Origin of the sequence: Microbacterium sp. dk485 (genome assembly GCF_004570445.1) — a bacterium.
Taxonomy (GTDB): Bacteria; Actinomycetota; Actinomycetes; order Actinomycetales; family Microbacteriaceae; genus Microbacterium; species Microbacterium wangchenii.
On record NZ_SPQW01000001.1, the window covers coordinates 1,496,847 to 1,520,220 of the forward strand.

Here is a 23,374-nt window from a genome sequence, read left to right on the forward strand (position 1 = left end):
TCCGCATGGCCAGTCAGGACTGGTTCGACAAGGACTTCTACAAGGTGCTCGGCGTCGATAAGGACGTCAGCGAAGCCGACCTCAAGAAGACCTACCGCAAGCTCGCCCGCAAGTACCACCCCGACTCCAACCCCGGCGACGCCAAGGCCGAGGCGATGTTCAAGGAGGTCAGCGAGGCGTACGCCGTGCTGAGCGATCCCGAGCAGCGCGCGGAGTACGACCAGATCCGCGCCATGGGCTCCGGCGCCCGCTTCACGGCGGGCGGCTCGGACGCCGGCGGCTTCGAAGACGTCTTCAGCATGTTCGGACAGGGCCGCGGGGGACGTTCCCGCGGCACCGACGCCGGCTTCGACGACTTCTTCACGATGTTCGATCAGGGCGGCGCGAGCTTCGGCTCCGGCCGCTTCGGCCAGCCGAGCGGGGGCTTCCGGGGCTTCGGAGGTCCGCAGCGGGGTACGGACGTCACCGCCCGCACGACGATCGACTTCGTCACCGCGACCAAGGGCGAGACGATCTCGCTCCAGGGCGAGGACGGCAAGCCGTTCAAGGTGAAGATCCCCGCCGGGGTCTCCGACGGCCAGAAGATCCGCCTGCGCGGTCGTGGCCGGCCGTCTCCGGATGGCGGCGAGCCCGGCGACATCGTCGTGCAGGTGTCGGTGCGGCCGCATCCGGTCTTCACGCGGGAGGGCCTGAACCTGCGGGTGACCGTACCGGTGACCTTCACGGAGGCGGCCCTCGGGGCGACCATCGAGGTGCCCACTCTGGGTGGCGACCCGGTGAAGCTCCGAGTGGCACCCGGGACGCCGTCGGGACGCGTGTTGCGCGTGAAGGGCCGCGGGGTGCAGACGGCCAAGGGCACGGGGGATCTCCTCGCCGAGGTGCAGGTCGTCGTGCCGTCGCACCTGGACGGCGCGGCCCGCGAGGCGCTGGAGAAGTTCTCGGAGCTCGAACCGAAAGAGAATCCGCGCGCCGACCTCATGTCGAAGGCGCGCAGCTGACATGACCGAGATCAGGAGATCCGCCGATTTCAGGACGCATCCCGCATGGCGCGTCCTGAATTCGGTGATTCTCCTGATTTCGTACGGGGGTGAGCACAATGGCTGAGCACGAAATCGACGAGGATGCGCCGATCTTCGCGATCGCCGTGGCCGCCGAGCTGTCCAACATGCACCCGCAGACGCTCCGGCAGTACGACCGCATCGGCCTGGTCGTCCCTGCCCGCACGCAGGGCGGCTCGCGCCGCTACTCCGTCCGGCACGTCGAGCAGCTGCGCGAGGTCGCGCGCCTGTCCGGCGAGGGCATGAGCCTGCCGGCCATCGCGCGGCTCCTCGCGCTCGAGGGGCAGGTGCACTCCCTGTCCCGGCGCGTGTCGGAGCTCGAACGACAGCTCATGAACGAACGCGAGTCGCGCCCCGGCGCGCGCGTGTTCGCCGCCGGTGCGACGGGCAGCGTCGTGCCGCTGCGTCACGGCGTACGCCTGCGGCGCGCGACCGATGTCGTGCTGTGGCGCCCGCGGCACCATCTCCCGCAACCCCCGCAGGACGACGAGGACTGACCGGGCCCGTCCCGGCGCGGAAGCGAAGCAATGTGGCGGGCGGTCAGTTGGCCAGCCCGCCGGCCGCGTAACCCTCGATGAATTTCCGCTGCATGAGCAGGAAGAGGATGACCACCGGCAGCGCCATGATGATGCCGGCCGCACTCACCAGTGACCAGTCGGTCGTGAAGCCCTGCTGGAAGGAATACAGCGAGAGGGCAACCGGCTGATAGGCGCGGTCCTGGATGAAGGTCACCGCGAGCATGAACTCGTTGTACGCCTGTAGGGCAGCGACCAGACCCGCGGTGAGCACGCCGGGCCACACCATCGGCAGCACCACCCGGAAGAACAGGCGGAACTCGCCGGCACCGTCCAAGCGTGCGGCCTCCTCGAACTCCCGGGGCACGCCGACCAGGAACGATCTGATCAGGAGAGTGGCGAAGGGGCTGTAGACCGCCCAGTAGATGATGACCAGACCGATGCGCTCGTTGTAGAGCTGGAGCTGGGACCACCATGAGACCAGGGGGACGAGGAACAGCTGGATCGGCAGCGATGACGACACCAGGAGCCAGACGATCCAGCCGCCCTTGCCGGGAAGGTCCAGACGCGTCATCGCGTACGCCGCCATCGACGCGATGATGGCCACGCCGACACCGGTCGCGATGGCGATCATGCCGCTGTTGAGCAGTGCTCCGCCCATCCGGGCCTGCTCCCAGGCGGTCGCGAAGTTGTCCCAGTTCCAGGCCTGCGGAAGCCCGAGCGGGTTCGATCCGATCTCCCGCGCGGACTTCAGCGAATTGAACGCGAAGACGAGCAGGGGTGCGAGCGCATACACGGTCAGGATCGCGAGGATGATCCAGGTGATGACCTGCGGGCGGCGCCGGGAACGGCGGGCGACGGGCGGAGTGGCTGTGCTCATCACACGTCCCATTTCAGTTTGCGGCGCAGCAGGAGGTATCCGAGGACCGTGGCCGCGCTGATGGCGGTGAGCAGCATCGCGATCGAAGACGCGTAACCGTGACGTTGGTTCTGGAACGCCTCCCGGTACATCACGGTGCTGAGGACGTCTGTGGAGCCGGCGGGGCCGCCCTGGGTGAGCACGTAGATGTAGTCGAAGACAAGGAACGACCACACGACCGTCATGAGACCGAGGAAGACGAACGTCGGCCGGATGGAGGGGAGGGTGATGTTCCAGAACTCCCGCGCCGGACCGGCTCCGTCCAGGCGAGCGGCCTCATACAGCGCGGGGTCCACGGCCTGCATGGAGGCGAGGAAGATCACAAGCAGGAAGCCCCACCACTGCCACGTGTTGATGAAGGCAACCGAGCCCAGCGCGAGGGAGGGGTTGCCGAGGAAGTTGACATCGGCGAGGAACGGGATGCCCAGGCCGGCCAAGGCGGCGCCGATGCCGGCCTCAGGGTCGAGGATCTGGCGCCAGATCGCGGCGGAAAGGACCGTCGCCAGGACGTAGGGGATGAAGAACAGGACGCGGAAGAGGATCTGGCCGCGGCGGATGCGGGACAGAAGGAACGCCCCGACCAGGCCCATCGCCATCGGCACGATCAGGAAGAAGATCGTCCAGAGGATGTTGTGGACGAACGCGTTGAGGACGGCTCCTGACGAGAGCATCTCGGCGTAATTGGCCAGGCCGACGAACGCCGGAGTGCTCAGGCCGTCCCAGTCCGTGAAGGAGAAGACGATCGATGCGGCCCCTGGCCCGGTGATGACCAGGAGATTCACGATCAGCAGCGGCGCGACGAACACCCAGGCGACGGTGCGCGTGCTCGAGAGCGGTCGCCGCCGACGCGGACGGGGTGCGCGCGCACCCCGCCGCGTCTGCGGTGAGCTCGTGACAGAGGCCAAGGATCAGCCCCGGCTGGCGGGGGTGAACGGTGCGAGCGTCTCGCCGGCGGCGAACTCCTCGTCGAACAGTGCCTGCAGGCCCGCCAGGTATTCGGCGGAGGTCATGTCGCCGGTCACGACCTTGTCGAACTCGGTGATGAGGTACGTGTTCGTCTGCGGCGGGAAGAAGGTCCACGAGGCGTATCCCACGTTCGGGGTCTCCGGAATGGCGCTGTACAGGCGAACGGTGCGCTCGTCCACGTCGCTCGGGAACTGGTCCGCCCCGATGGCCAGGGGCGGCGGGTTCTCCCCCGTCCGGGCGGTGTACGACAGGGTCCGGTCGACGTCGCCGATGAGGTAGTCGATGAAGGCGGCCGCCGCGTCCGGGTCTTCCGCGTCGGCGTTGACCGAAAGCGCGGTGCCGATGGCCAGCGGGAAGACGCCGGGCTCGACGGCGTCGCTGAGCGAGGGAAGCGGGGCCCACTCCCACGCGTCCGGATCCTCGAACACCTGCGACATGGAGTTGAACGACCACGTGCCGCTGAGGTACATCGCGGTCGTGCCGTTGGCGAGCCCGGTGACGTTGGCCGTGTCATCGGTGGTGAAGTAGGACTCCCGTCCGCCGGCGAGCCAACCGGCGTCCAGCCACGACTGGATGAGGTCGATCGCGGCCACGAACTCGGCGTCGGTGAAGGATGCTTCGCCGGTGAGCACGTCGTAGAGCTTGTCCGGACCCACCGCGGCGTTGAGCACGGCCGTGAGGAGCCACTCGCTCATGCCCTGGTATCCCGCGTTGCCGCCGCCCAGTGGCAGGAGTCCGGCGTCCGCGGCCTCCTGAGCGACCGTCTCGAACTCGGCGAGCGTCGTGGGCGCTGTCCACCCGTTCTCGGCGAAGACCTCGGCGTTGTAGTAGAGGACCATCGAGCCGTAGCCGGTGGGCACGGAGGAGATCTTCCCGTCGACCTTGCTCAGTTCGTACGCCCACGGCAGGAGCTTGTCCTCCCAGCCGAACTCGGCCGCGTACTCGTCCAACGGCAGGGTGCGGTCGGCGCGGGCGAAGTCGGATGCTGACGACGGGCCGTCGGTGTAGATCACGTCAGGGGCCTGGCCGGCGGAGACGGCGGTATCGGTGAGCTGACCGATCGTGATCAGCTCCTTGACCTCCATCGAGACGGCGACATCGCTGTCCTCGTTGAAGCCGTCCACGAAGATCTCCTGGAAGGCCTCTTCGGTGGTGGGCGCGTAGAACGCACCCCAATAGCTGACGCCCTCGGACGTGCTGCTGCCGGTGCAGCCGGCCAGGGCTACCGCGGCGGCGGCGATGAGACCGGTCGCCGCGAGCCCGCGCTTGATTGTGCTCATGTTGCTCTTTCTGATGGTGGTTGAAGGGGATGCTGGGGAACTCAGCTGGATTCGCGGATGATCAGCCGGTGTGACAGGGCCACGGTTCGCGTCACGTTCTCCACTGCCCCGTCCAGGCGCTCCAGCAGCAGGCGCGCGCACGCGCGACCGATTTCACGCGCGGGGTTCTCCACGGTCGTCAGCGACGGAGTGATGAGCGACGCGGCTTCGATGTCGTCGTATCCCGTGACGGCCAGATCGTCGGGCACGCGCAACCCCTGCTCCCGGGCCACGTCGATGGCGCCGATGGCCATCAGGTCGTTGGCCGCGACGATCGCATCCGGTGCGGGGTCGCGGGCCAGCAGCTCGCGAGTGCCCTGCCGTCCGCCCTCGCGGGTGAAGTCGGTGAAGGCGACGGCGGCCGCAGCCGGATCGCCGCCCGCAGCCGCCAGTGCGCTGCGCACGCCCTCCAGTCGCTGCCGGGTGGGCGTGGCGCTCTCGTCGCCGCCGAGGAACGCGATGCGGCGGTAGCCGCGCGACAGGAGATGGGCGGTCACCTCCCGTGCGCCTTCGACGTCATCGGTGTGGACGAGGTCGCCCCCGGGAACCGGCGCTGCGCCCAGCGTGACGAACGGCACTCCCGCGTCGCGCAACTCCGCCAGCGTCTCGGTGGAGAAACCGAAGGGTGCCGCCACGATGCCGTCCACGCGCCTGGAGACCAGTCGGCGGATGGCGCTGTCCGAACGACGGGGTCCGGAGGAGTCGGTGATGGTCAGAAGCAGGTCGCGGGGCACGAGGATGTCCTGCATCCCGGCAGCGACGAGGGGATAGAACGGGTTCTCCAGCGTCGGGACGACCAGGGCGATGGTGCCGCTGCGTCCGCCGCGCAATTGCGCGGCGCCGGGGTGCGGGCGGTAGTCGAGACGGGCGATCGCATCCTCCACGCGAGCGCGCGTGGTCGCGGCGACGGGGCGCTTCCCTGTGACGACCTGGGACACTGTGGATGCGCTCACCCCGGCGGCCTCGGCGACGTCGCGAATGCCGACCATCGTGCTCCTCACATCGCAAAAGGTTTTGCACCAGCATGCGAGAATCGGACCGCAGACGCAAACGTGACCGTGTAAATTCCTGGTTACGTCGCAGGCAGAAGACGACATAAGACGCAAAACGTTCTGAGAATGTGAGTCACATGGACACGGACCGCGCCCGGGGCGCCCTCCTGGGGTTGGCCATCGGGGATGCCATGGGCGCCCCGACCGAGGGGATGACCCTGCCGGCGATCCGGGAGCGGTGGGGTCGGGTGACCGACTTCGTCGAGGAGGATGCCGCGGGCACCGACGACACCGAGTACGCGGTGCTGTGCGCTCGCGGGGTGCTCGCTGCCGGCGACGCCCTCACCTCGGACGTCGTCGCCCGGACATGGCAGGAGGCGCTGCGGCGCCAGCGCGGTGGGTTCCACGGAGCGGGGTTCAGCGAGATGATCGCGATCGCGAATCTGCAGGCCGGCCTTCGGCCACCGGCCAGCGGTCGTCGCAACGCCGAGATGTGGAGCGACGGCGCCGCGATGCGCGTCGCCCCGATCGGCGTCTACGCCGCCGGGGATGTGAACCTCGCCCGTCGTATGGCGGTGGCCGATGCCCGGGTGAGCCATTCGCGCGACGGCGTCTTCTGCGCCGAGGCTGTGGCGGCCGGCGTCGCCGTCGCGATGGTGTCGGAGACGTTCGAGCCGGTCCTGGATGCGATGCTCTCCGCCCTGCCTGCCGACTCGTGGTCGCTGCGTCTGGTCCGCCGCGCGCTGGACCTGGTCGAGGGCTGCGCGTCGCCGGCAGAAGCGGAGGAGACGCTGTTCGAGGCCATCCCGCTGCGCCACTACATGTGGGCCGATGTCGCTCCCGAGGCCCTCGCGCTGTGCGTGGGGCTGCTCCGCGCCGTCGATGGCCGCCTGGACGTCATCGAGTCGGGCGTGAACATCGGCCGCGACTCCGACACGATCGCCGCCATGGGCGGAGCCGTCGCAGGCGCCTTGCACGGTGCCGCGGCACTTCCGCCGGATCGGGTGGCACGGGTACGTGCGGTCACCGGCCGCTGCATCGAGGCGACTGCCGGCACCGATCTCATCGATCTCGCCGATGCACTCGTCGCCCGGGCCGAAGCCGACCGGGAGCGACGCGCATGACGACTTCGAACCGCCGCCACCGCGCGACCGCTCTCGTGCGCGGGCTCGCACTGGGTGACGCGCTGGGGGCGCCGGCCAGCGAGCACCGGACGGTACGAGACCCGTGGGTGCGGGGGATGCTCCGCGAGGGGGCGGCCCAATTGGACAGCAGCCGCGTCATCCGTCCGGTCCTTCCGTTCGTCCTCTCCGCGGTCGGCGCAGCGCCGCTGGTCGCCACCGACGACGCCGAAGGCTTCGCCATCGCCGCGCGCACGCTCCTGGACACGCACGAGTGGACGGCCGATTCGCTCTTCGAGACCTGGATCGGGCTCGTCTCGGGGGAGGACGCCTGGGCTGGACCGGCGCAGCGCTCCGCGCTGCTGAACGCGGCAGCTGGCCTCCGGCCGCCGCAGACCGGTGCGGACAACCCGGCGTTCTACGACGACACCGCCCTGCCCGGATCCCTGGCGGTCGGTATCGCCGTGGCTGAGCCTCGGGTGGCGGCAGAGGTCGCGCGCGATCTCGCCACGCTGACGCATGACGACGTCGGCGTGCACGCGGCAGCCGTCGTCGCCCGGCTGGTCTCCTCGCTCCTCGGGGAAACGGCGCTCGCCACGGCGCTCGAAGACGCCACCGACCTCGCCGCCGCTGACGACTGGCTCGTCGACGGCATCCGCGAAGCGTTCGCCCTTGTGGATGCGGCGCCCTCGCCGTTCGCTGCAGTGCCGGCGCTCGTGGCCCGGTTCGCCCCGCGCACCTACAGCCACGGCGGCACTGTCACCGAGACGCTGCCGCTGGCGCTGGCCATCCTGCGCGGCACCGACGGTGATCACGAGCGGGCGCTCCCCCTCGCGCTATCGATCACGCGTCACCAGGACAGCCTTCCTGCCCTCGTCGGTGCGTTGTGCGGCGCAGCCGGCAGTCCGATCGCCGATCATGGCCTAAGTCGTCTGACCGGGGTGTTGAACCCGGTGACCGCCGGGTGGTCTTTGTCGGAACTAGTCGCGGACCTCTCTGCACTCGCAGAGCGCGGCGTGTGACCGCCACCCCAGCCCGGCGGCGGGCGGGGGCGAGGTGGACTGCCGGTGATCGCCGCGCGCGCCGTCACGCGGGACGCCGTCGCGGCCACGTCATCGCGCGGGGAGCTTGACGCCGCCCCGGGCTGGTGCGTACGGCGGCGTCGACTCGATGGCGGACGCGGTGCTGAAATCGATTGCACTCAGGTCTGGAGATTAGCGCGGGCTTGCACATCTCGCCTGAGGGCCGCGAGGACAGCGGTCGCCCCGCTCCCGGAAGCACACCCACGCGGCCCGAGAAGTGACGATGATCGTCGCCGTTGCAGATGAAATCGATTTCGTCTAGTGTGGCCCCGACGAGCTCATGACGTCGGCTCCGGGCCGCCGCCCGCTCGGCACCAAGACCGACCACGGAGGTCGGATACAGCGAAGGACTCATCGACGAGTCGGCTCCTGAGGAGGAAGTCATGAAGCGGACGACATCGCGCAGCCGTCGTGGCGCGGTCATTGCGATCAGTGCTCTCGGCATCGGCGCACTGCTGGCGGGGTGCGGAGCCAGCGGCGGCGGGAGCGGCGAGGACGGTGTCGCTACGGTTCAGTTCTGGCACCGCACGTTCACGCCTGCCGAGAACGAGTGGTACGCCGACATCGTCAAGCAGTTCAACGAGTCCCAGGACGAGGTCAAGGTCGTCGCCACGGAGGTGCCGGCCGACGCGTGGGACCAGAAGATGAAGTCGGCTCAGGCCGCAGGCAAGGCGCCCGACGTCTACACCCACCCGGGTGCGATCCAGGACGCCGTCAACGCCGGGCAGCTCCACGAGCTCAACGGGATCGTCTCCGACGAGGCGCTCGGGGAGATCATCGACGCCGCGAAGCCGGTGTCCGCCGTCGGAGACACCTTCTACGCCTACCCGCTCCTGCTCGAGCCGCAGACCGTGCTCTTCTGGAACAAGGACATGCTCTCCGCCGCGGGCCTCGACCCCGAGACGGGACCGGCCACCTGGAGCGAGCTGCTCGACATGTGCGCGGCCATCCAGCCCACTCTGGGCGAGGGTCAGTACTGCATCTCCCCGGCCAGCGATGCGCCGACCTTCGCGTGGTCGACCGTCGGCCAGCAGTACAACTTCGCCGGTCACACCGCGCTGTCATCGGACTGGAGCGAGCCTGACATCGACGATGACGGATACCGCGAGCTGATGAACAGCTACAAGTCGTTGTGGGACGAGGGCTACATGCCCAAGCAGGCGCTGGCCGCCTACGTCGAAGGCCAGGACTTCGGCGAGGAGAAGGTGGCCTTCAAGGTCTCCGGCTCGTGGATGATGTCGGAGATCGGCTCGGACTTCCCCGACCTGCTCGGTGCGACCGGCATCGGCGCGTTCCCGAACGCCGACTCCGCAGCCGGCGACACCGCCACGACGCTCGGCAACTTCAAGTGGGTGGTCGACGCCAAGACGAAGAACGCCGAAGCCGCCGGCGCCTTCCTCGAGTGGGCCATCGGTGGCGACGCCGAGAACCTCGTCCCGTTCTTCGTCAACACGCAGTTCACGAAGGTGCCCGTGCGCGACGCCGTGCAGGAGGCTGTGGCCGCCGACCCGGCGGCGGCGGATGCACCCTGGTCGGGCATCATCGTGAACGACATCGCACCCACGGCCATCCCCGAGCCCACCTACCCGTGGGATGTCTCGCTGGCCGTCGGCACCGCGATGGAGTCGGCCATGAAGGGCGCTGCCTCGGTGGATGACGCGATCAAGACCGCGAGCGACGCGATCACTACGGTGATCCAGCGCGACGACCTGCCCAGCAAGGCGCCGAAGGACTGACCTCACCCGACCCGGGGGCCGATCGCTTCGGCCCCCGGGTCGCCGGTGTGAGCACGAGGAGGTGCGACGTGACCGCGACGCAGACGATGATGACCGAGACCGAGCCGATGATCCTGCCCGGTCGCCGACCCCGCGGCGGCGTCAGCCGCACGAGGTTCCGCGACGGCCGGAGCGCCTACCTGTTCATCCTGCCGGCGGTGGTGCTGCTGGGCATCTTCGTCGCGTGGCCGGCGGTCTATGCGACCTTCCTGTCGTTCCAGGACTGGAGCTTCTACAAAGACCCGGAGTTCGTCGGCTGGCGGAACTTCACCAACGTGCTGAGCGACCCGCTGTTCTGGGCCGCGATCGGCCGCGGGTTCGCGTTCGTGGCCATGACCGTGCCGCCGATGCTCATCCTGGCATTCTTCTTCGCCAGCCTCGTCGTGAGCGTCTCGCGCCGCTTCGCCGGACTGCTCAAGGTGAGCATCTACATCCCGACGATCATCTCGGCCGTCATCACCTCGATCATCTTCGCGCTGATCTACAACTACTCCGGGGGCTTGCTCAACGCCACGCTGTCGCTGTTCGGCATCGACCCGATCGCGTGGATCGGCGACCCGGCGTGGGCGCTGCTGGCCATCGCGATCCCGGCGATCTGGCTGGGGATGGGCCTGACCTCGCTCATCATGGTCGCGGCGATGGTGGACGTGCCGACGGAGTACTACGAGGCGGCGGCGATGGAGGGCGCCGACTGGTGGCAGAAGACGCGGTACATCACGATCCCCCAGATGAAGAACGTGCTGCTGTATCTCCTCATCACCGGATTCGTCGCGGCCATCCAGCAGTTCGAACTGCCCCTCGTGATGACCGGCGGCGGGCCGTTGGACTCCACCACGCTGCCGAACCTGTTCATCTTCAACCACTTCCGCAACGACATCAACGTCGGCTACTCCATCGCGGCGGCGCTACTGCTGTTCGTGGTGCTGGGGTCGGTCTCGGCGCTGGTCTTCCGATTCGTCAACTCCGAGAGGCTGGTCGACTGATGGCCGTCGCATCCCCCGCCGTCCTCCCGACGCGTCGCGTCACGCGCGACGCGCGGTGGTGGCTGTTCGCGGTCGGCAAGGCGATCATCGGAGTGGTCTTCGTCCTGGCCGCGCTGTTCCCGCTCGCGTGGATGGTGATCGCCGGCTTCAAGTCGCGCACCGAGGTCGTGCAGACGCCGTTCCAGTTCTTCCCCGAGGTGTGGCTGTGGGAGAACTACGCGCAGATCCTGGCCGATCCGACCTTCACCCGGACGATGCTGTGGACCTTCCTGGGAGCGGTGCTGTTCACCGTGCTCGCCCTGTCGGTCAATTCGCTCGCGGCGTACGCCTTCGCGCGCCTGGATTTCCGTTTCAAGCGCACGCTGTGGGTCATCGTCATCACGACGATGTTCATCCCCGGCATGACCATCCTGCTGACGAGCTTCATCGTCGTGACGAACCTGCAGATGCTCGACACGCTCGCCGTCCTGGTCATCCCGGGCGCGGCCAGCGCGGGGACCATCTTCTTCATCCGGCAGTTCTACCTCAGCATCCCCTCGAGCCTCGAGGAGGCGGCGATGCTCGATGGCTGCGGACGCTTCCGCATCTTCGTCAACGTCTTCCTGCCCCTGTCGAAGCCGCCGTTCGTGGTGATGGGGATCACGGCGTTCCTCGCCTACTGGAACTCCTACGTGTGGCCGATCCTCACGATCACCTCGCCCGACCAGTTCGTCGTGCAGCAGTACCTCGCCACGTTCCGCTCGGAGCGGGCGACCGAGCTGGGGCTGCTCATGGCCGGGTCCACCCTCGCGGCGGCACCGGTCATCATCATCTTCCTGATCTTCCAGCGCCAGATCATCGGCAACATCAAGATGGCCGGCCTCAAATAGCCGCGACGCCGAAAGCGACGCAGGCGAGACGACCCGAGGAGGACCGTGCTGCTCCTCGTCACCGGCGCCAGCGCGGCCGGGAAGTCCACCACGCTTGCTGCACTGGCCGATGCGGCCCGGGGCCTGCCGCTGGAGTGCGCGGAGTTCGACAGCGTGGGGGTGCCGCCCGACGCCGACACCGCGTGGCGGCACGCCGCAGTCGAGCAGTGGGTGCAGAGGGCGGTATCGCTTCAGACGAGCGGCGTGCACCTCGTGCTGTTCGGTCAGGTGCCGATGGGAGAGCTCTTGGCCGCACCCTCGGCGGATCGTCTCGACGCGATCGAGGTGTGTCTGCTGCACTGCTCGGCGGCCGTTCGCGCCGAGCGCCTTCGACGGCGCGGATATGCGGAAGCGGACATCGTGCACCACATCCGGTTCGGCGAGTGGTTCCTGCGGCACACCCTCGATCCCGCTGACGGCGCCGAGGTGATCCGCCTCGACAACGCCACCGGGATGCGGTGGGGCCGGTGGGCGGACTGGTCGAAGGGCGATCCTCGCTGGGCGGCCGAGGTCATCGGCACCGATGCCCTGCAGCCGCGGGAGGTCGCCACCCGGGTGGAGGCCTGGGTGCGCGAGGCGGTCACCCGTGCGCGCCCGTCGCCGCTTCGATGAGTTCGTGATGAGGCCGGGGCGGCCGGCCCGGGGCAGCGCGCCCGCGGACCGGCCGCCCGCATCACCGCCGGATCAGGGCGATGTCGTCGGCCTGCAGCCAGATGTCCCCGCTGTTCGTCCAGACCCCGGCGAAGACCTGCACGTCCTCATGGGCGCCGCTGTTGAAGTCCACGGTGAACTTCGTCCAGGGACCGACCGAAATGAAGTGGGCCTCGCCGATCACCTGGCCGTCCAGCGAGCGTGCGCCGAAAAACCCGGCATCGCTGTTGATCGAGGTGCGCACGAACCCAGTGAGCCGGTAGTCGGTTCCCGGTTGCACGTCGACGTTCTGCCAGATGTTCCGCCAACCGGAGTCGAAGCGCACGAACGCGTTGCGATCACCGGAGAACGACTCCGGAGGAGCCGTGTCGATCCCGCAGTTCGGGGTGCACCCCCACGTGCCGTTCGTGCCGTCGCCCATCGTCGTGCCGCGCTCGAAGCTCGGGTCGGCCACGAGGTTGGGATTGACGATGACGCCGTCGCGGTCGATCTGCATGCGCATGAGGTAGGTGTTGTACGGACTCCACTGCGACATCGCGAAATACATGACGCCGTCGGCGCTCCACGGATGGAAGTACCCGCCGTACAGGCCCGGGTAGTCCGACGAACTGGCGACGACCTGCGGGTCGGTCCACGGGCCCTCCGGGTTCTTCGCCGTGCGCAGGACGATGTCCTCGCCCGACAGGGTCATCAGCAGGAACCGCTTGCTGAAGCTGTCGTAGTGCACGGAGAGCTCGCTGGCCGGTGCGGGGACCACGGGCGCCGCATCCGCCTCCGACTTCGACCAGCGCCGGCCGTCCCAGTAGCGGTAGGAGCCCTTGTCGAGGATCTTCCGGGGCGAGACCTTGGCCACGTGCACGGCGCCCTGGCGTCCGTTGGGGGTGCCGAAGACGTAGACGTCGCCGCCCTTCTTGACGTAAGCCTGCATCTGGAACGGATTCGTCCCGTCGGCGTCGTTCTCCCACTTCGTGGATGAGACCGTCCAGTTCTCCCCGTCGTCGTCGGAATAGGCGATCCCGGCGTAGTTGGTGTCCCAGTAGCCCGGCTCGCCCCACTGGCGCACCGACATGAACCCCATGTACTGACGATCGCCCACCGAGATCCCCGCCGTGGGAATCGTGGTCATCTCGTCGCCGCTGACCTTCTTGGACGGGATCAGCTCCTTGGCGATGCCCTGGGGCGACTGCGGGGCGCTCTCGAAGAGCATGCCGTCGGAGAGGTCGCGGTCACTGGAGCGCACCAGCACGTTGCTGCGCCAGTTGCCGTTGGGTCCCGACCCTCCGCCCGGCCCCACCCAGCCGTTGCCGAAGGTGTCGCCGAACGCCGTGAGGATGCGTCCGTCACCGCCGTCCCACATCACGCCCAGGTCGGTCGCCTTGATGTCCCACCGCCCCCACGTGTTGTTCGGGGCGTCGGGGCCGGTCAGCTTCTCCACCACCGTCACCGGGGTCTTCGCATCCGTGGCCAGCGCCGGACTGATGCCGCCGACGGCGAGCACCCCCGCCATGGCCAGGCCCGCGATGGCCGTTCCTGCCACCGCTGTTCTTCGAGGCCTCATCGCACTCTCCTTCTCTCCTCGCCTGGTCCGCTCCGTCAGCGGACGCGTCTGCGTCGTCGATGCCCGGATGCTGCCGCCTTCACCCGTCCAGATCCAGGTCGAGGGGTCGCAGGCCGAACCAATACGACGACATGCCCGCCGGGGCGCAGGGGCACACGTTGGACTGCACCCACACGCGGCGGTTGTCCTCGGACAGGAACTTCGAGGGGATCGATGTGCCGTAGCCGCCGAAGCGGTCCTGAGTCCACGGGTACGGCCCGAAGTCCTCGGAGAGGAACAGCTCCCACGGCCCCCACGGTGCGGGAGCTTCGTAGAACTCGAAGGTGAGCTCGGTCCACGAGGTGTAGACGTATCGCTCGAGCGCCGGCAGGAACGTCACCCCGCCCTGCGAGAGGACGCTGAGGTTCCGAGCCCCGACGGTCTGTCCCGGCTGCACCGCCGCGTCCGTCGGGTATCTCCGCCGCTCGTCGATCAGCACCGGCCGCTTGCGCGCGATGTCCGGGCTCCACGTCGGCTCGGAGGCGCCGGGCTCGCCGGCGTAGAACTCCCACGTGGCCGCGTCCTGCACCGACGCCAGCGGAACCCGTGCCAGGAAGAGCTCGGTGGGATCGGGCGCCGAGTCGTCGAAGGAGTCGCGCCAATTGCCGTCGAGGCCGTACGCGTACGCATACTCCGGGTCAGGTGCGTGCCGGCCCGCCTTTCCGTAGTCGGCGAACCAGATCGTCGTGAAGACGCCGTCACCGAACATCGGGGTGGCCGTATCCCACGTCCAGGTTTCGCCGTAGTCGTCACTGCGGGCGATCGTCGCTGCCGGGGCCTCGTTGAAGTCGAGCCGCAGATCCTGCACGGCGAGGTAGATCGCCTCGTCGGTGCACAGCATCCCGGTGGGCTTGCGGGTGAACTGCGCGCCCGACCACACCTGGCCGAGCGCGTCTCCGCCGGCGAGGAACTCGCCCTCCACTCCCGCCTCGTCTTCGGGTGAACCGGTGAGGCGATTGACCGCGATGTCGAAGAACTCGAAGCCGAATCCGCCGCCGTCGCCGTTCGCGGCGTAGAGCGCGTCGTCGTCCGCCCAGCAGCTGGGCCACAGGTCTCCGTCGGAGACCCCCACCACCGTCACGCCGTCCGCGACCTCGCCGCGCAGGGGGGCGTCCGGCGAGGGCACCTCAGGCGCCGCCGAGCAGGCCGACAGTGCCAGGGCCACGACGAGGAGTCCCGTCCCGGCGGCCCGCGGCGCCTTCATGGTCCTCAGTCCTGCGGCGCGCGGGGAGGGGTGGCGCCGATGTCGGGCACGGGGGCGGTCCCTAGGTGGACCTCCATGTCGTCGGCGGTCGGTGACTTCGGCCGGCGCGCGGTGGGCCGGTCGAGGTAGAACATCGCCGTGGAGGCGATGTCGTCGCGCAGCGGCAGGTAGCGCCATCCGCTGCGCCACCCGAGCGCCTGGATGTCGACCTTCGGCACTCCGGAGGAGAAGAAGATCGGGTCCAGCAGGTGCCAGCGGTACATGCCGAAGCGCTGCTGGCTGACGTAGAGCCCGTCGGGGCGGACGACCTGCGGCATCCCCAGGTACGGGGTGGAGAACTCGGTGTATCCCTGACCGGGGATGTCGAAGTTCCACGCACCGCCGAAGTAGTCCTCGGTGCCGGTTCCGCAGATCGTCGGATAGTCGGTGTCGTCGTCGAGATAGAACTTGATCTCGCCTTCGCCCCACCAGCCGTTGGAGTTCACACCCCACGCGATATACGTGCCGACGTACTGCCCCTGCCCCTCGATGCCCTCGAGGATCGTGTGCGGGACGAGCTCGCCGAGCGGGTTGGAGCGCCGCCACTGCGCGTGGAAGTAGCCGTCTCCGGTGTAGTCCCCGCCGATTTCGTAGGTGATCTGGAAGTAGACGCGCACATCGACGACGGAGGTGTTCTCCAGCGTCAGGCGCGCCCCGTCTCGGAACGGCATGGGCCAGTACGAGTTGAACCCGCCGTGCGGATTCGCCGCGATCGGCTGCGAGTTCACCTGGGCGAACACGCCCCACCCGTTGCAGAAGAAGTCGCCGTACGGCACTTCGACGGCGGGCTCGTCGGCGCCGTCCCAGTACGCCCGCAGGACGAGGGTGCGCCAGTTGTCGGTGTGCGTGGTGATCCAGATGTGCGTGATCTTCCCGGCGCCCTCGATCGCGGCCAGATCGAACGTCTCACCGGCTTTGATGTCGACGCTCGGGGAGATCTTCCACCCGGGCCCGAGATCGCGCGCACTGGCGGCCCCCGTGCCTTCCGTGGCCCGGCCGCCTCCACCCACCGCGCCGTCGAAGTTCTCCGGGGAGATGGACCGGGTCTGCAGCGGCCGCAGACCGGAGATGGACGAAAGATCAGGGGCGGGTACGCGCGGTGCATTCATCGGGCAGGACATCCTCGTCTCGGTACGCGGGGGCGTCGAAGAAGCGGCGAGCGCTTGGAATCGATTTCAACACGGTACTGTTGGCTCGCGGGGAAAGTCAACGCGGGCCGCGGCGCGGGATGGGGTGAGATGGCCACGATCTACGAGGTCGCGAAGCTCGCCGGCGTCTCACCGGCCACGGTGTCGCGCGTGTTCAACGGCATCGGGGTGTCGGACTCCAAGACCCTCGCCGTGCGCGAGGCCGCGCGTCAGCTGAACTTCACACCCAACCGCACCGCGCGAACCCTCCGCCGCCAGGCCTCGGAAGTGATCGCGCTCGTCATCCCCGATATCGAGAACCCCTACTTCACCGAGATGGCGCGTGGAGTGGAGGACGTCGCCTCGCAGGCGGGGTACTCCGTCGTCCTGTGCAACACCGACTCCGAGATCGAGAAGGAAGCGACCTACCTCCAGATCGCGATCGCCGAGCACATGGCGGGCGTGATCCTGGCCGCGGCATCCGATCACTCCAACCTTGACGACCTCCTGGCCACCGGGCGGCCGGTCGTCGCGGTCGACCGCGGCACCGGCTACGACATCGACGGTGTCGTCATGGCCAATCGCACCGCCGGCCAGGCGGCGACCGAGAACCTCGTTCAGGCCGGGTACCGCCGGATCGCCTGCATCACCGGTCCGCAGCACATCGAGACGGCGTACGAGCGCGCGGAGGGGTGGCGTGGCGTCGTCGCGCGGCACTTCCCGGAGGCCTCTTCCGAGGAACTGCTGCGGTACTCCACGTTCCGCGTCGACGGCGGCCGTGAGGCGATGGAGGAGCTCCTCGCTCTCCCCGAGCCGCCCGACGCCGTCGTCGCGGCGAACAACCTCCTCGGCGTCGGCGCGATCCAGGTCCTCACCGAGCACGCGCTCACCCCACCCGAGATCGGCGTGGCCGTCGTGGGCTCGCTCCCGTTCACGACGCTGACGCCCAACGCCGTCACCGTGGTGCGGCTCCCCGCGCGCCACATGGGCGTCACGGCGGCCAAGATGCTGCTCGAGCGCATCAACGGCGATGATCAGCCCGCGCGCACGGTGGTGCTGCGCAACGAGGTGCGCCCGGCACGCGGCGCGAACACCGCCTGACGCGCGGTCACTCCGCCGCGCTCAGGGCCGTAGCCGCGTCGAAACTCCCGGCGTGTGCCCTCGGTTGATCGTGAAATCGATTTCGTCTAAAGTGAACGCGGTACGGCGGACGCGGCTCGTCCGCCGTCGATCGAGGAGGATCCGATGTCCGTCCGCTGCCCGCTCGGCGCCGATGACGCACCCCCCGTGCACCGGCCGTCGAGCCGTCCGGGCGTGGCGCGCACGCCTGCGGATCCCGCGGCGGTGGCTGCGTGACGCGGCGGGCCCGTGCCATCCCGCACACGGCGGAGCGGGCGGCGTTCCCGCTGGGGGGACTGGGCACGGGGAACGTGTCGCTCGGCGCCCGCGGAGAACTCCGTGACTGGGAACTGGAGAACCTCCCCGACAAAGGGCGGTTCAACCCGTACTCCTTCTTCGCGATCCACGCCGCGCCGCTGAGCGGGCCCGCGGTGACCCGCGTCCTGGAAGCGCGCCTGACGGGCCGCCACGACGGCGACGCGGGCTACCCCTTCGACCGGCTCGCCGGCCTGCCGCGTCTGCAGTCGGCGACGATGCACGGGGAGTATCCGGTCGTCGACATCGACTTCGCCGACGACGTCCTCCCCGTCCAGGTGTCGCTTCGCGCCTTCACGCCCCTCGTCCCCCTCGACGCCGACGCCTCCGGGATTCCCGGTGCGGTGCTGCGCTACACCGTCACCAATCCCGGCGACCGCTCCGTCGCCGTGACGATCGTCGGCAGTGTGAGCCATACCGCCGGGCGCGGCGAGGGCCCCTTCGGCATGCGCGCCGCGCAGACGGTGCGGTGGCGCGACGAAGGCGACGTGCGGGGCCTGGACTTCGGCATCCGCCTCCCCGAGGACGACCCCGGCTACGGCACCCTCAGTCTCACCACCACGGATGCGGCGACCACCGTGAAGCCGCAGTGGGTGACCGGGTTCTGGCCCGACGGACCGCGCCTGTTCTGGAACGACCTCTCCGACGACGGCCGCCTCGACCCGGAACCGAAGCTCACCCTCGAGGACCGTCCGCGCGGTCTGTTCGCGGACTCGGTACCGGCCGACGCATCCGCACCCATGACGGAGGAGGAGCTGTTCGAGCGGCTCCCCCGCCTGCGCACGGGATCGCTCGGCATCGTCCACGACATCGCCCCCGGCGAGAGCCGCGCATTCGAGTTCGTGCTGGCATGGAGCTTCCCGAACCGGCGACGTGCCTGGCGGGGCCACATCGTGTTCGACGATCCGCATGCCGACGAGGTCGTGCGCAACCACTACGCGATGCTGTGGCCGGATGCGTGGGCGGCGGCGAGCCACCTGCACGGCGCGCTGCCCGAGCTGGAGGCCGCCACACTCGCCTTCGTCGACGCGCTCTACGGCGGCACACTGGATCCGGTCGTAGCGGATGCGGTGGGGGCGAACCTCGCCGCAGCCCGATCCACCACCGCTTTCGTCGTCGAGACGCCGAATCCGGAGCTGGGGGAGGGGCCGGTCTTCGCGGCGTGGGAGGGATCCTTCGACCACTCCGGGTCCTGCGAGGGGACGTGCACCCACGTGTGGTCGTACGCCCAGACCATGGCGTGGCTGTTCCCATCACTGGAGCGCAGCGCGCGACGCGTGGAGTACCTGCTGGAGACGGATGCCGCGGGGGCGCAGAAGTTCCGGTCCAATCGCGTGTTCGGCAGTCCGTCCTGGTTCATGGGGCCCGCCGTCGACGGCCAGCTCGGGACGTTCCTGCGCCTGTACCGGGAGTGGCGGTTCTGCGGCGATGACGACTTCCTCCGCGAACTGTGGCCGGCCGCCGTCCGCTCCCTCGAGCACGCGGTCGATGCCTGGGATCGGGATGGGGACGGACTGCTCGACGGTGAGCTGCACAACACCTACGACATCGAATTCCACGGTGTTGAACCGCTCGCGAACGGCTTCTTCGCCGCGGCCCTGAAAGCGGGAGCGCGCATGGCCGACCACCTCGGCGACTCCGCGCGGGCGGCGGGATGGCGTGACCGGGCCGAGCGCGCCTCCGGCGGCATGGATGACGTGCTGTGGAACGGGGAGTATTACCGGCAGGTGATCGACGACGTCGACGCGCACCGGTACCAGTACGGCGACGGGGTGCTCTCCGACCAGCTGCTGGGCCAGTTCCATGCGTGGATCAACGGGCTCGGCGACCTCCTCCCGCGCCACCGGCTGCGCAGCGCGCTGGGCGCCGTCGTCACGCACAACTTCCGCGACGACCTCAGCACGCACGAGAGCACGCAGCGCGTCTACGCCCTCAACGACGAGGGCGGACTCCTGCTGGCCTCGTGGCCGCGCGGCGGGCGGCCCGCCATCCCCTTCGTGTACTCCGACGAGGTGTGGACCGGCGTCGAGCACCAGGTGGCCGCATCCCTCGTCTACGCCGGCCTTCCGGATCAGGCGCTGCGGATCGAGCGCGCCGTGCGCGCCCGGTACGCCGGCGACGCGCGCAATCCGTGGAACGAGATCGAGTGCGGCAACCACTATGCGCGCTCGCTCGCGTCATGGGGACTGCTGCTGGCCTTCAGCGGCGTCCAGTGGGACGCGCCCACCCGCACGCTCGCCTTCGACCCCGTCGGCGACCGGCCCTTCCGCTCGTTGTTCACCACGGGCACGGGGTGGGGGCGCGTCGAGATCGACGGTGAGACGGTCGCGCTGCACGTGCACGGCGGGACGCTCGAGCTCGATCGCCTTCTGCTGGCCGGGCGCGAGCTGCCGATCTCCGCCACCACCTCCGAGACCCCCGCTCGCCTCCGTCTCGGAGTCGGAGCGAGCCACACCGCCACCGCATCCCACGCCCGTCAGCTAGTCGAGGACAACGCATGAGCACTTACACCCTGCCCGCCCCCGTGACCCGCCCCCAGAGCGAGCCGAAGACCGCCTACCTCATCGCGAGCGGAGACCTCCGCGAGTCGGCCAACGTCGCCGGCTGGGCCACGCAGGCCGCCATGGAGGCGGCGGTGACGCGCGCGTTCGAGTCGCTCGGCTGGAGCGTCATCCGCGCCAACGACGTCGACCCCGCCACCGGGCACGGCTTCATCTCCAGCCAGCGGATGGGTCTCGAGGTCTTCACGCGCATTCCCGTGGATGCCCCGCTGATCGTCGCCGAAGCGGTGTGGCAGTACTCCCACCACGTCCTGCCCGGGCTCCGCACCCACGAGGGGCCCATCCTCACCGTCGCGAACTTCGCGGGGGACTGGCCGGGCCTCGTCGGCCTGCTCGGACTGAACGCGGGCCTGACGAAGATGGGCAAGGAGTACTCCAGCATCTGGTCGGTCGACTTCTCCGACGAGTGGTTCGCGGAGGGCATCCGCCAGTGGTGCGAGACCGGCCGCATCACGCATGACGCCTCCCACGTGCGTGCGCTCCCCACCCTCCCCGACACCGCCGAGGTGCAGCTCGGACGTGCCCTGGGCGACCAGCTGCTGGCCGAGAAGGCGCTCATCGGCGTCTTCGACGAGGGCTGCATGGGCATGTACAACGCGATCTTCGACGACGAGCTGCTCAACCCGATCGGGATCTACAAGGAGCGGCTCTCGCAGTCGGCGCTGTACGCCGAGATGCTGCGCGTGCCCGACGAGGAGGCCGACGCCGCGTACGAGTGGCTCGTCTCCCACGGCATGACCTTCCGCCTCGGCGAGGATGAGGCCACCGAGCTCACGCGCGGCCAGGTGCAGTGGCAGATGAAGATGTACATCGCCGCCCTGCGTATGGCCGACGACTTCGGCGTGGACGCCATCGGCATCCAGTATCAGCAGGGCCTGAAGGATCTCGTGCCGGCCTCCGACCTCGCCGAAGGGATGCTGAACTCCACCGAGCGCCCGCCCGTGCGCTCCCGCGACGGTGAGCGTGAGCTGTTCGCCGGCCGTCCGCTGCCGCACTTCAACGAGGCCGACGAAGGCGTCGCCGTGGACGCGCTGGTCACCGACCGCGTGTGGAGCGCCATGGGCCTCGTGTCCGACAACACCCTGCACGACGTGCGATGGGGCGAGGACTACGACGGCCGGTTCGTCTGGGTGTACGAGATCTCGGGGTCGGTCCCGGCCTCCCACCTGGGCGGATGGGACCACGCGGAGGGCTGGCGTCAGGACCCGGTGTTCTTCCCCGCCGGCGGCTCCACCGTCAACGGCGTGTCCCGCCCGGGCGAACTGGTCGTCTCTCGTGTGTTCATCGCCGACGGCATCCTCCAGGTCGACATCTTCCGTGGGACGGCGGTCGAACTGCCCGCCGAGGAGACCGAGCGGCGAAAGGCCGCGACGAACCCGGAGTGGCCGATCGCGCACGTCGTGCTGCACGACGTCTCGCGCGATCAGTTCATGGCGCGGCACAAGGCCAACCACGCGCAGGTCGTCTACGCCCCCGACGCCGAGACGGCCGACAAGGCGCTCATCGCCAAGGCGGCGATGTTCGACCGGATCGGCGTGAAGGTCAATCTGGTGGGCCGCGTCGCCGGGATCTGAGCGGGTCGGCGCCGCGCCCCGTGCGGCCGGTCCTAGAGTGCGGGCATGGCCGAGGGTGACAAGCGCGCGACCGCACACCGCAGGCACAGACACGGCCGCGGCGAGACGGCCCGTACGCGACGCTGGGAAGCGGCCACGTACTGGCCGCTCACGGTCATCGCGTTCCTGTTCCTGGTGGCCTACACCTTCCAGGTGATCGGGGATCTGCAGGGCGCATGGCGCGTGGCGACGCTGACGGTCATCCGGCTCGCGTGGGTGGTCTTCGCCGTCGACTATCTCGTACGGCTCATCCTGTCCTCCCCGCGGCCGCGATGGTTCCGCACCCACCTGTTCGATCTCGCCGTCGTCCTCATCCCCGCCCTCCGCCCCGTGCGGCTGCTGGGTGCCCTGACGCGCATCACGTCGTTCACACGGACGGCGGGGAGTTCCCTGCGGGCGAAGCTGCTGATCTACGGCACGGGGGCGGCGCTGCTGCTGATCTGGCAGACCGCGCTCGTCGTGCTCGAGGCCGAGCGCAGGGCCCCGGGCGCCAGCATCCGCTCGTTCGGGGACGCCCTGTGGTGGGCGTTCTGCACGGTCACGACGGTCGGATACGGCGACTACGTCCCCGTGACGGCGGCGGGCCGGACGTTCGCCGTGCTGCTCATGGTGGGCGGGGTGGTGCTGGTCGGGCTCATCGTCGCGAGCTTCTCCTCGTGGGTCGTCGAGCGGGCGACACGGGGTCACGCGGAGCAGCAGCCGGCCACGCGCGCCGACGTCGACCGGATCATCGCGGCCCTGAACGCGCGACCGGGCGACACTCCGCCGCATCCGCGCTGAGCCGTCGGTGGGGAGCCCGCCGGGCGGCCGCCGCCGGGGACCGCCGAGCGGCGCTCAGGCGGGGGGAAGGCGCAGGATGGTGCCGGACTCGTCGACGGCGAGATCGTCCACGACGCGGAGCGTGCGGGCGATCGCGTCGACGGCGCCGAGCACGGTGCCCACCCGCTCGCGGTCCGAGCACACCGCCGTCAGGGTCACGAAGGCCGATCCGGTGTCCCACGTGTAGCTGGCGAAGGGCGGTGTGCGTGGGTCGGCGGGCAGGTCCATCACGAGCTTCTCCCCGACGCCCAAGTGCGGGTTGGGGAAGTCCTCGGTGTCGTCGTACTCCATCGGCATCATCGCGCGGGCCGTGCGCAGCTGCGGGGTCGCCTCCTGCAGCTGCGCCATGGCGACGAGCAGTTCCGGGTCGTCCTTCCACACCCACACCAGCACGCGGCCGTCCGCGCGGCGGAGCAGGAGCGGAGCGGCCTGGCTCATCGCCCACGCGAGGAACCCGCTCCCCGGCCGCTCGACCGCGCCCACCGCGCGATTGGCCTGGCTCAGCAGCATCCGGATGGCCGCCTTCCGGTGCCGCCGGCCCCGGAACCCCAAGGATCCGGTCACGGGCACCCACACGGCGGGATCGGCGTCGGCCTGCAGTCGCGGCATGCCTCCCAGGCTATGTCGATTCCGCCGCCACGCGCTCGCCGTGGCGCTTCCCAGGCGCGGCGAGGTGCCTCCGGTACGATGA

The 23,374-nt window shown here is 69.4% G+C and carries 20 protein-coding genes; 12 read left to right on the forward strand and 8 right to left on the reverse strand.

Going from position 1 to position 23,374, the window contains the following annotated elements; all coding sequences use genetic code 11:
- The first annotated feature begins 5 nt into the window (after window positions 1–5).
- Together E4V99_RS07045 and E4V99_RS07050 are read left to right on the forward strand one after the other, a co-directional pair.
- Window positions 6–998, forward strand: a complete 993-nt coding sequence (locus E4V99_RS07045) for a DnaJ C-terminal domain-containing protein (RefSeq protein ID WP_135070311.1) — start codon at window positions 6–8, stop codon at window positions 996–998.
- Window positions 999–1,096: 98 nt separating this feature from the next.
- Complete coding sequence (locus E4V99_RS07050) at window positions 1,097–1,555, forward strand: MerR family transcriptional regulator (RefSeq protein WP_135070308.1); 459 nt, start codon at window positions 1,097–1,099, stop codon at window positions 1,553–1,555.
- Window positions 1,556–1,598: 43 nt separating this feature from the next.
- On the opposite strand, the gene E4V99_RS07055 is transcribed toward E4V99_RS07050, so the two are convergent.
- The 4 genes from E4V99_RS07055 to E4V99_RS07070 all read right to left on the reverse strand — a co-directional run bounded on the left by E4V99_RS07055 (window position 1,599) and on the right by E4V99_RS07070 (window position 5,766).
- A complete protein-coding gene (locus tag E4V99_RS07055) occupies window positions 1,599–2,453 on the reverse strand; it encodes a carbohydrate ABC transporter permease (protein ID WP_167747843.1) in 855 nt (284 codons plus the stop codon).
- Entirely contained in the window at window positions 2,453–3,298 is an 846-nt protein-coding gene (locus E4V99_RS07060) for a sugar ABC transporter permease (RefSeq protein WP_135070302.1), read from the reverse strand. The genes E4V99_RS07055 and E4V99_RS07060 overlap by 1 nt, the downstream gene beginning before the upstream one ends.
- Before the next feature lie 102 nt (window positions 3,299–3,400).
- The gene (locus E4V99_RS07065) at window positions 3,401–4,738 is read right to left on the reverse strand and encodes an extracellular solute-binding protein (RefSeq protein ID WP_135116781.1); all 1,338 of its coding nucleotides are present in this window, start codon (window positions 4,736–4,738) and stop codon (window positions 3,401–3,403) included.
- 41 nt (window positions 4,739–4,779) lie between these two features.
- The gene (locus E4V99_RS07070; protein WP_167747842.1) at window positions 4,780–5,766 is read right to left on the reverse strand and encodes a LacI family DNA-binding transcriptional regulator; all 987 of its coding nucleotides are present in this window, start codon (window positions 5,764–5,766) and stop codon (window positions 4,780–4,782) included.
- A 140-nt stretch (window positions 5,767–5,906) separates the two neighbouring features.
- Between E4V99_RS07070 and E4V99_RS07075 the strand changes: the two genes are divergently transcribed.
- The 6 genes from E4V99_RS07075 to E4V99_RS07100 all read left to right on the forward strand — a co-directional run bounded on the left by E4V99_RS07075 (window position 5,907) and on the right by E4V99_RS07100 (window position 12,250).
- Window positions 5,907–6,893 (forward strand): ADP-ribosylglycohydrolase family protein, encoded by a 987-nt coding sequence (locus tag E4V99_RS07075; RefSeq protein WP_135070293.1) that lies wholly within the window; start codon window positions 5,907–5,909, stop codon window positions 6,891–6,893.
- Window positions 6,890–7,912, forward strand: coding sequence for an ADP-ribosylglycohydrolase family protein (locus E4V99_RS07080; RefSeq protein ID WP_135070291.1), 1,023 nt, complete (start codon window positions 6,890–6,892; stop codon window positions 7,910–7,912). The genes E4V99_RS07075 and E4V99_RS07080 overlap by 4 nt, the downstream gene beginning before the upstream one ends.
- Window positions 7,913–8,355: 443 nt before the next feature.
- On the forward strand, window positions 8,356–9,708 hold the full coding sequence (locus E4V99_RS07085) for an extracellular solute-binding protein (RefSeq protein ID WP_135070288.1): 1,353 nt from the start codon (window positions 8,356–8,358) through the stop codon (window positions 9,706–9,708).
- A 68-nt stretch (window positions 9,709–9,776) separates the two neighbouring features.
- Window positions 9,777–10,730 (forward strand): sugar ABC transporter permease, encoded by a 954-nt coding sequence (locus E4V99_RS07090; protein ID WP_240742752.1) that lies wholly within the window; start codon window positions 9,777–9,779, stop codon window positions 10,728–10,730.
- Window positions 10,730–11,599, forward strand: coding sequence for a carbohydrate ABC transporter permease (locus E4V99_RS07095; protein WP_135070285.1), 870 nt, complete (start codon window positions 10,730–10,732; stop codon window positions 11,597–11,599). The genes E4V99_RS07090 and E4V99_RS07095 overlap by 1 nt, the downstream gene beginning before the upstream one ends.
- A gap of 45 nt (window positions 11,600–11,644) precedes the next feature.
- Window positions 11,645–12,250, forward strand: coding sequence for a hypothetical protein (locus tag E4V99_RS07100; protein WP_135070280.1), 606 nt, complete (start codon window positions 11,645–11,647; stop codon window positions 12,248–12,250).
- A 61-nt stretch (window positions 12,251–12,311) separates the two neighbouring features.
- Here the strand turns inward: E4V99_RS07100 and E4V99_RS07105 are convergent, their stop codons facing one another.
- From E4V99_RS07105 to E4V99_RS07115, 3 genes are all read right to left on the reverse strand, one after another.
- Entirely contained in the window at window positions 12,312–13,826 is a 1,515-nt protein-coding gene (locus E4V99_RS07105) for a DUF4185 domain-containing protein (RefSeq protein WP_167758092.1), read from the reverse strand.
- Window positions 13,827–13,926: 100 nt separating this feature from the next.
- Window positions 13,927–15,090: a DUF4185 domain-containing protein gene (locus E4V99_RS07110; RefSeq protein WP_135116783.1), complete on the reverse strand. Its 1,164-nt coding sequence runs from the start codon at window positions 15,088–15,090 to the stop codon at window positions 13,927–13,929.
- A 5-nt stretch (window positions 15,091–15,095) separates the two neighbouring features.
- Complete coding sequence (locus E4V99_RS07115; protein WP_135116784.1) at window positions 15,096–16,238, reverse strand: glycoside hydrolase family 172 protein; 1,143 nt, start codon at window positions 16,236–16,238, stop codon at window positions 15,096–15,098.
- A gap of 129 nt (window positions 16,239–16,367) precedes the next feature.
- On the opposite strand from E4V99_RS07115, the gene E4V99_RS07120 reads away from it, so the two are divergent.
- From E4V99_RS07120 to E4V99_RS07135, 4 genes are all read left to right on the forward strand, one after another.
- Window positions 16,368–17,357: a LacI family DNA-binding transcriptional regulator gene (locus E4V99_RS07120; protein ID WP_135070271.1), complete on the forward strand. Its 990-nt coding sequence runs from the start codon at window positions 16,368–16,370 to the stop codon at window positions 17,355–17,357.
- Window positions 17,358–17,608: 251 nt separating this feature from the next.
- Window positions 17,609–20,191 carry a GH116 family glycosyl-hydrolase gene (locus tag E4V99_RS07125; protein ID WP_135116785.1) on the forward strand — a complete coding sequence of 861 codons (2,583 nt, stop codon included), beginning with the start codon at window positions 17,609–17,611 and terminating at the stop codon, window positions 20,189–20,191.
- Complete coding sequence (locus E4V99_RS07130) at window positions 20,188–21,825, forward strand: fucose isomerase (protein ID WP_135116786.1); 1,638 nt, start codon at window positions 20,188–20,190, stop codon at window positions 21,823–21,825. The genes E4V99_RS07125 and E4V99_RS07130 overlap by 4 nt, the downstream gene beginning before the upstream one ends.
- 45 nt (window positions 21,826–21,870) lie before the next feature.
- The gene (locus tag E4V99_RS07135; protein WP_135070262.1) at window positions 21,871–22,644 is read left to right on the forward strand and encodes a potassium channel family protein; all 774 of its coding nucleotides are present in this window, start codon (window positions 21,871–21,873) and stop codon (window positions 22,642–22,644) included.
- A 54-nt stretch (window positions 22,645–22,698) separates the two neighbouring features.
- Here the strand turns inward: E4V99_RS07135 and E4V99_RS07140 are convergent, their stop codons facing one another.
- Window positions 22,699–23,292 (reverse strand): hypothetical protein, encoded by a 594-nt coding sequence (locus E4V99_RS07140; protein ID WP_135070259.1) that lies wholly within the window; start codon window positions 23,290–23,292, stop codon window positions 22,699–22,701.
- Window positions 23,293–23,374: the final 82 nt, after the last annotated feature.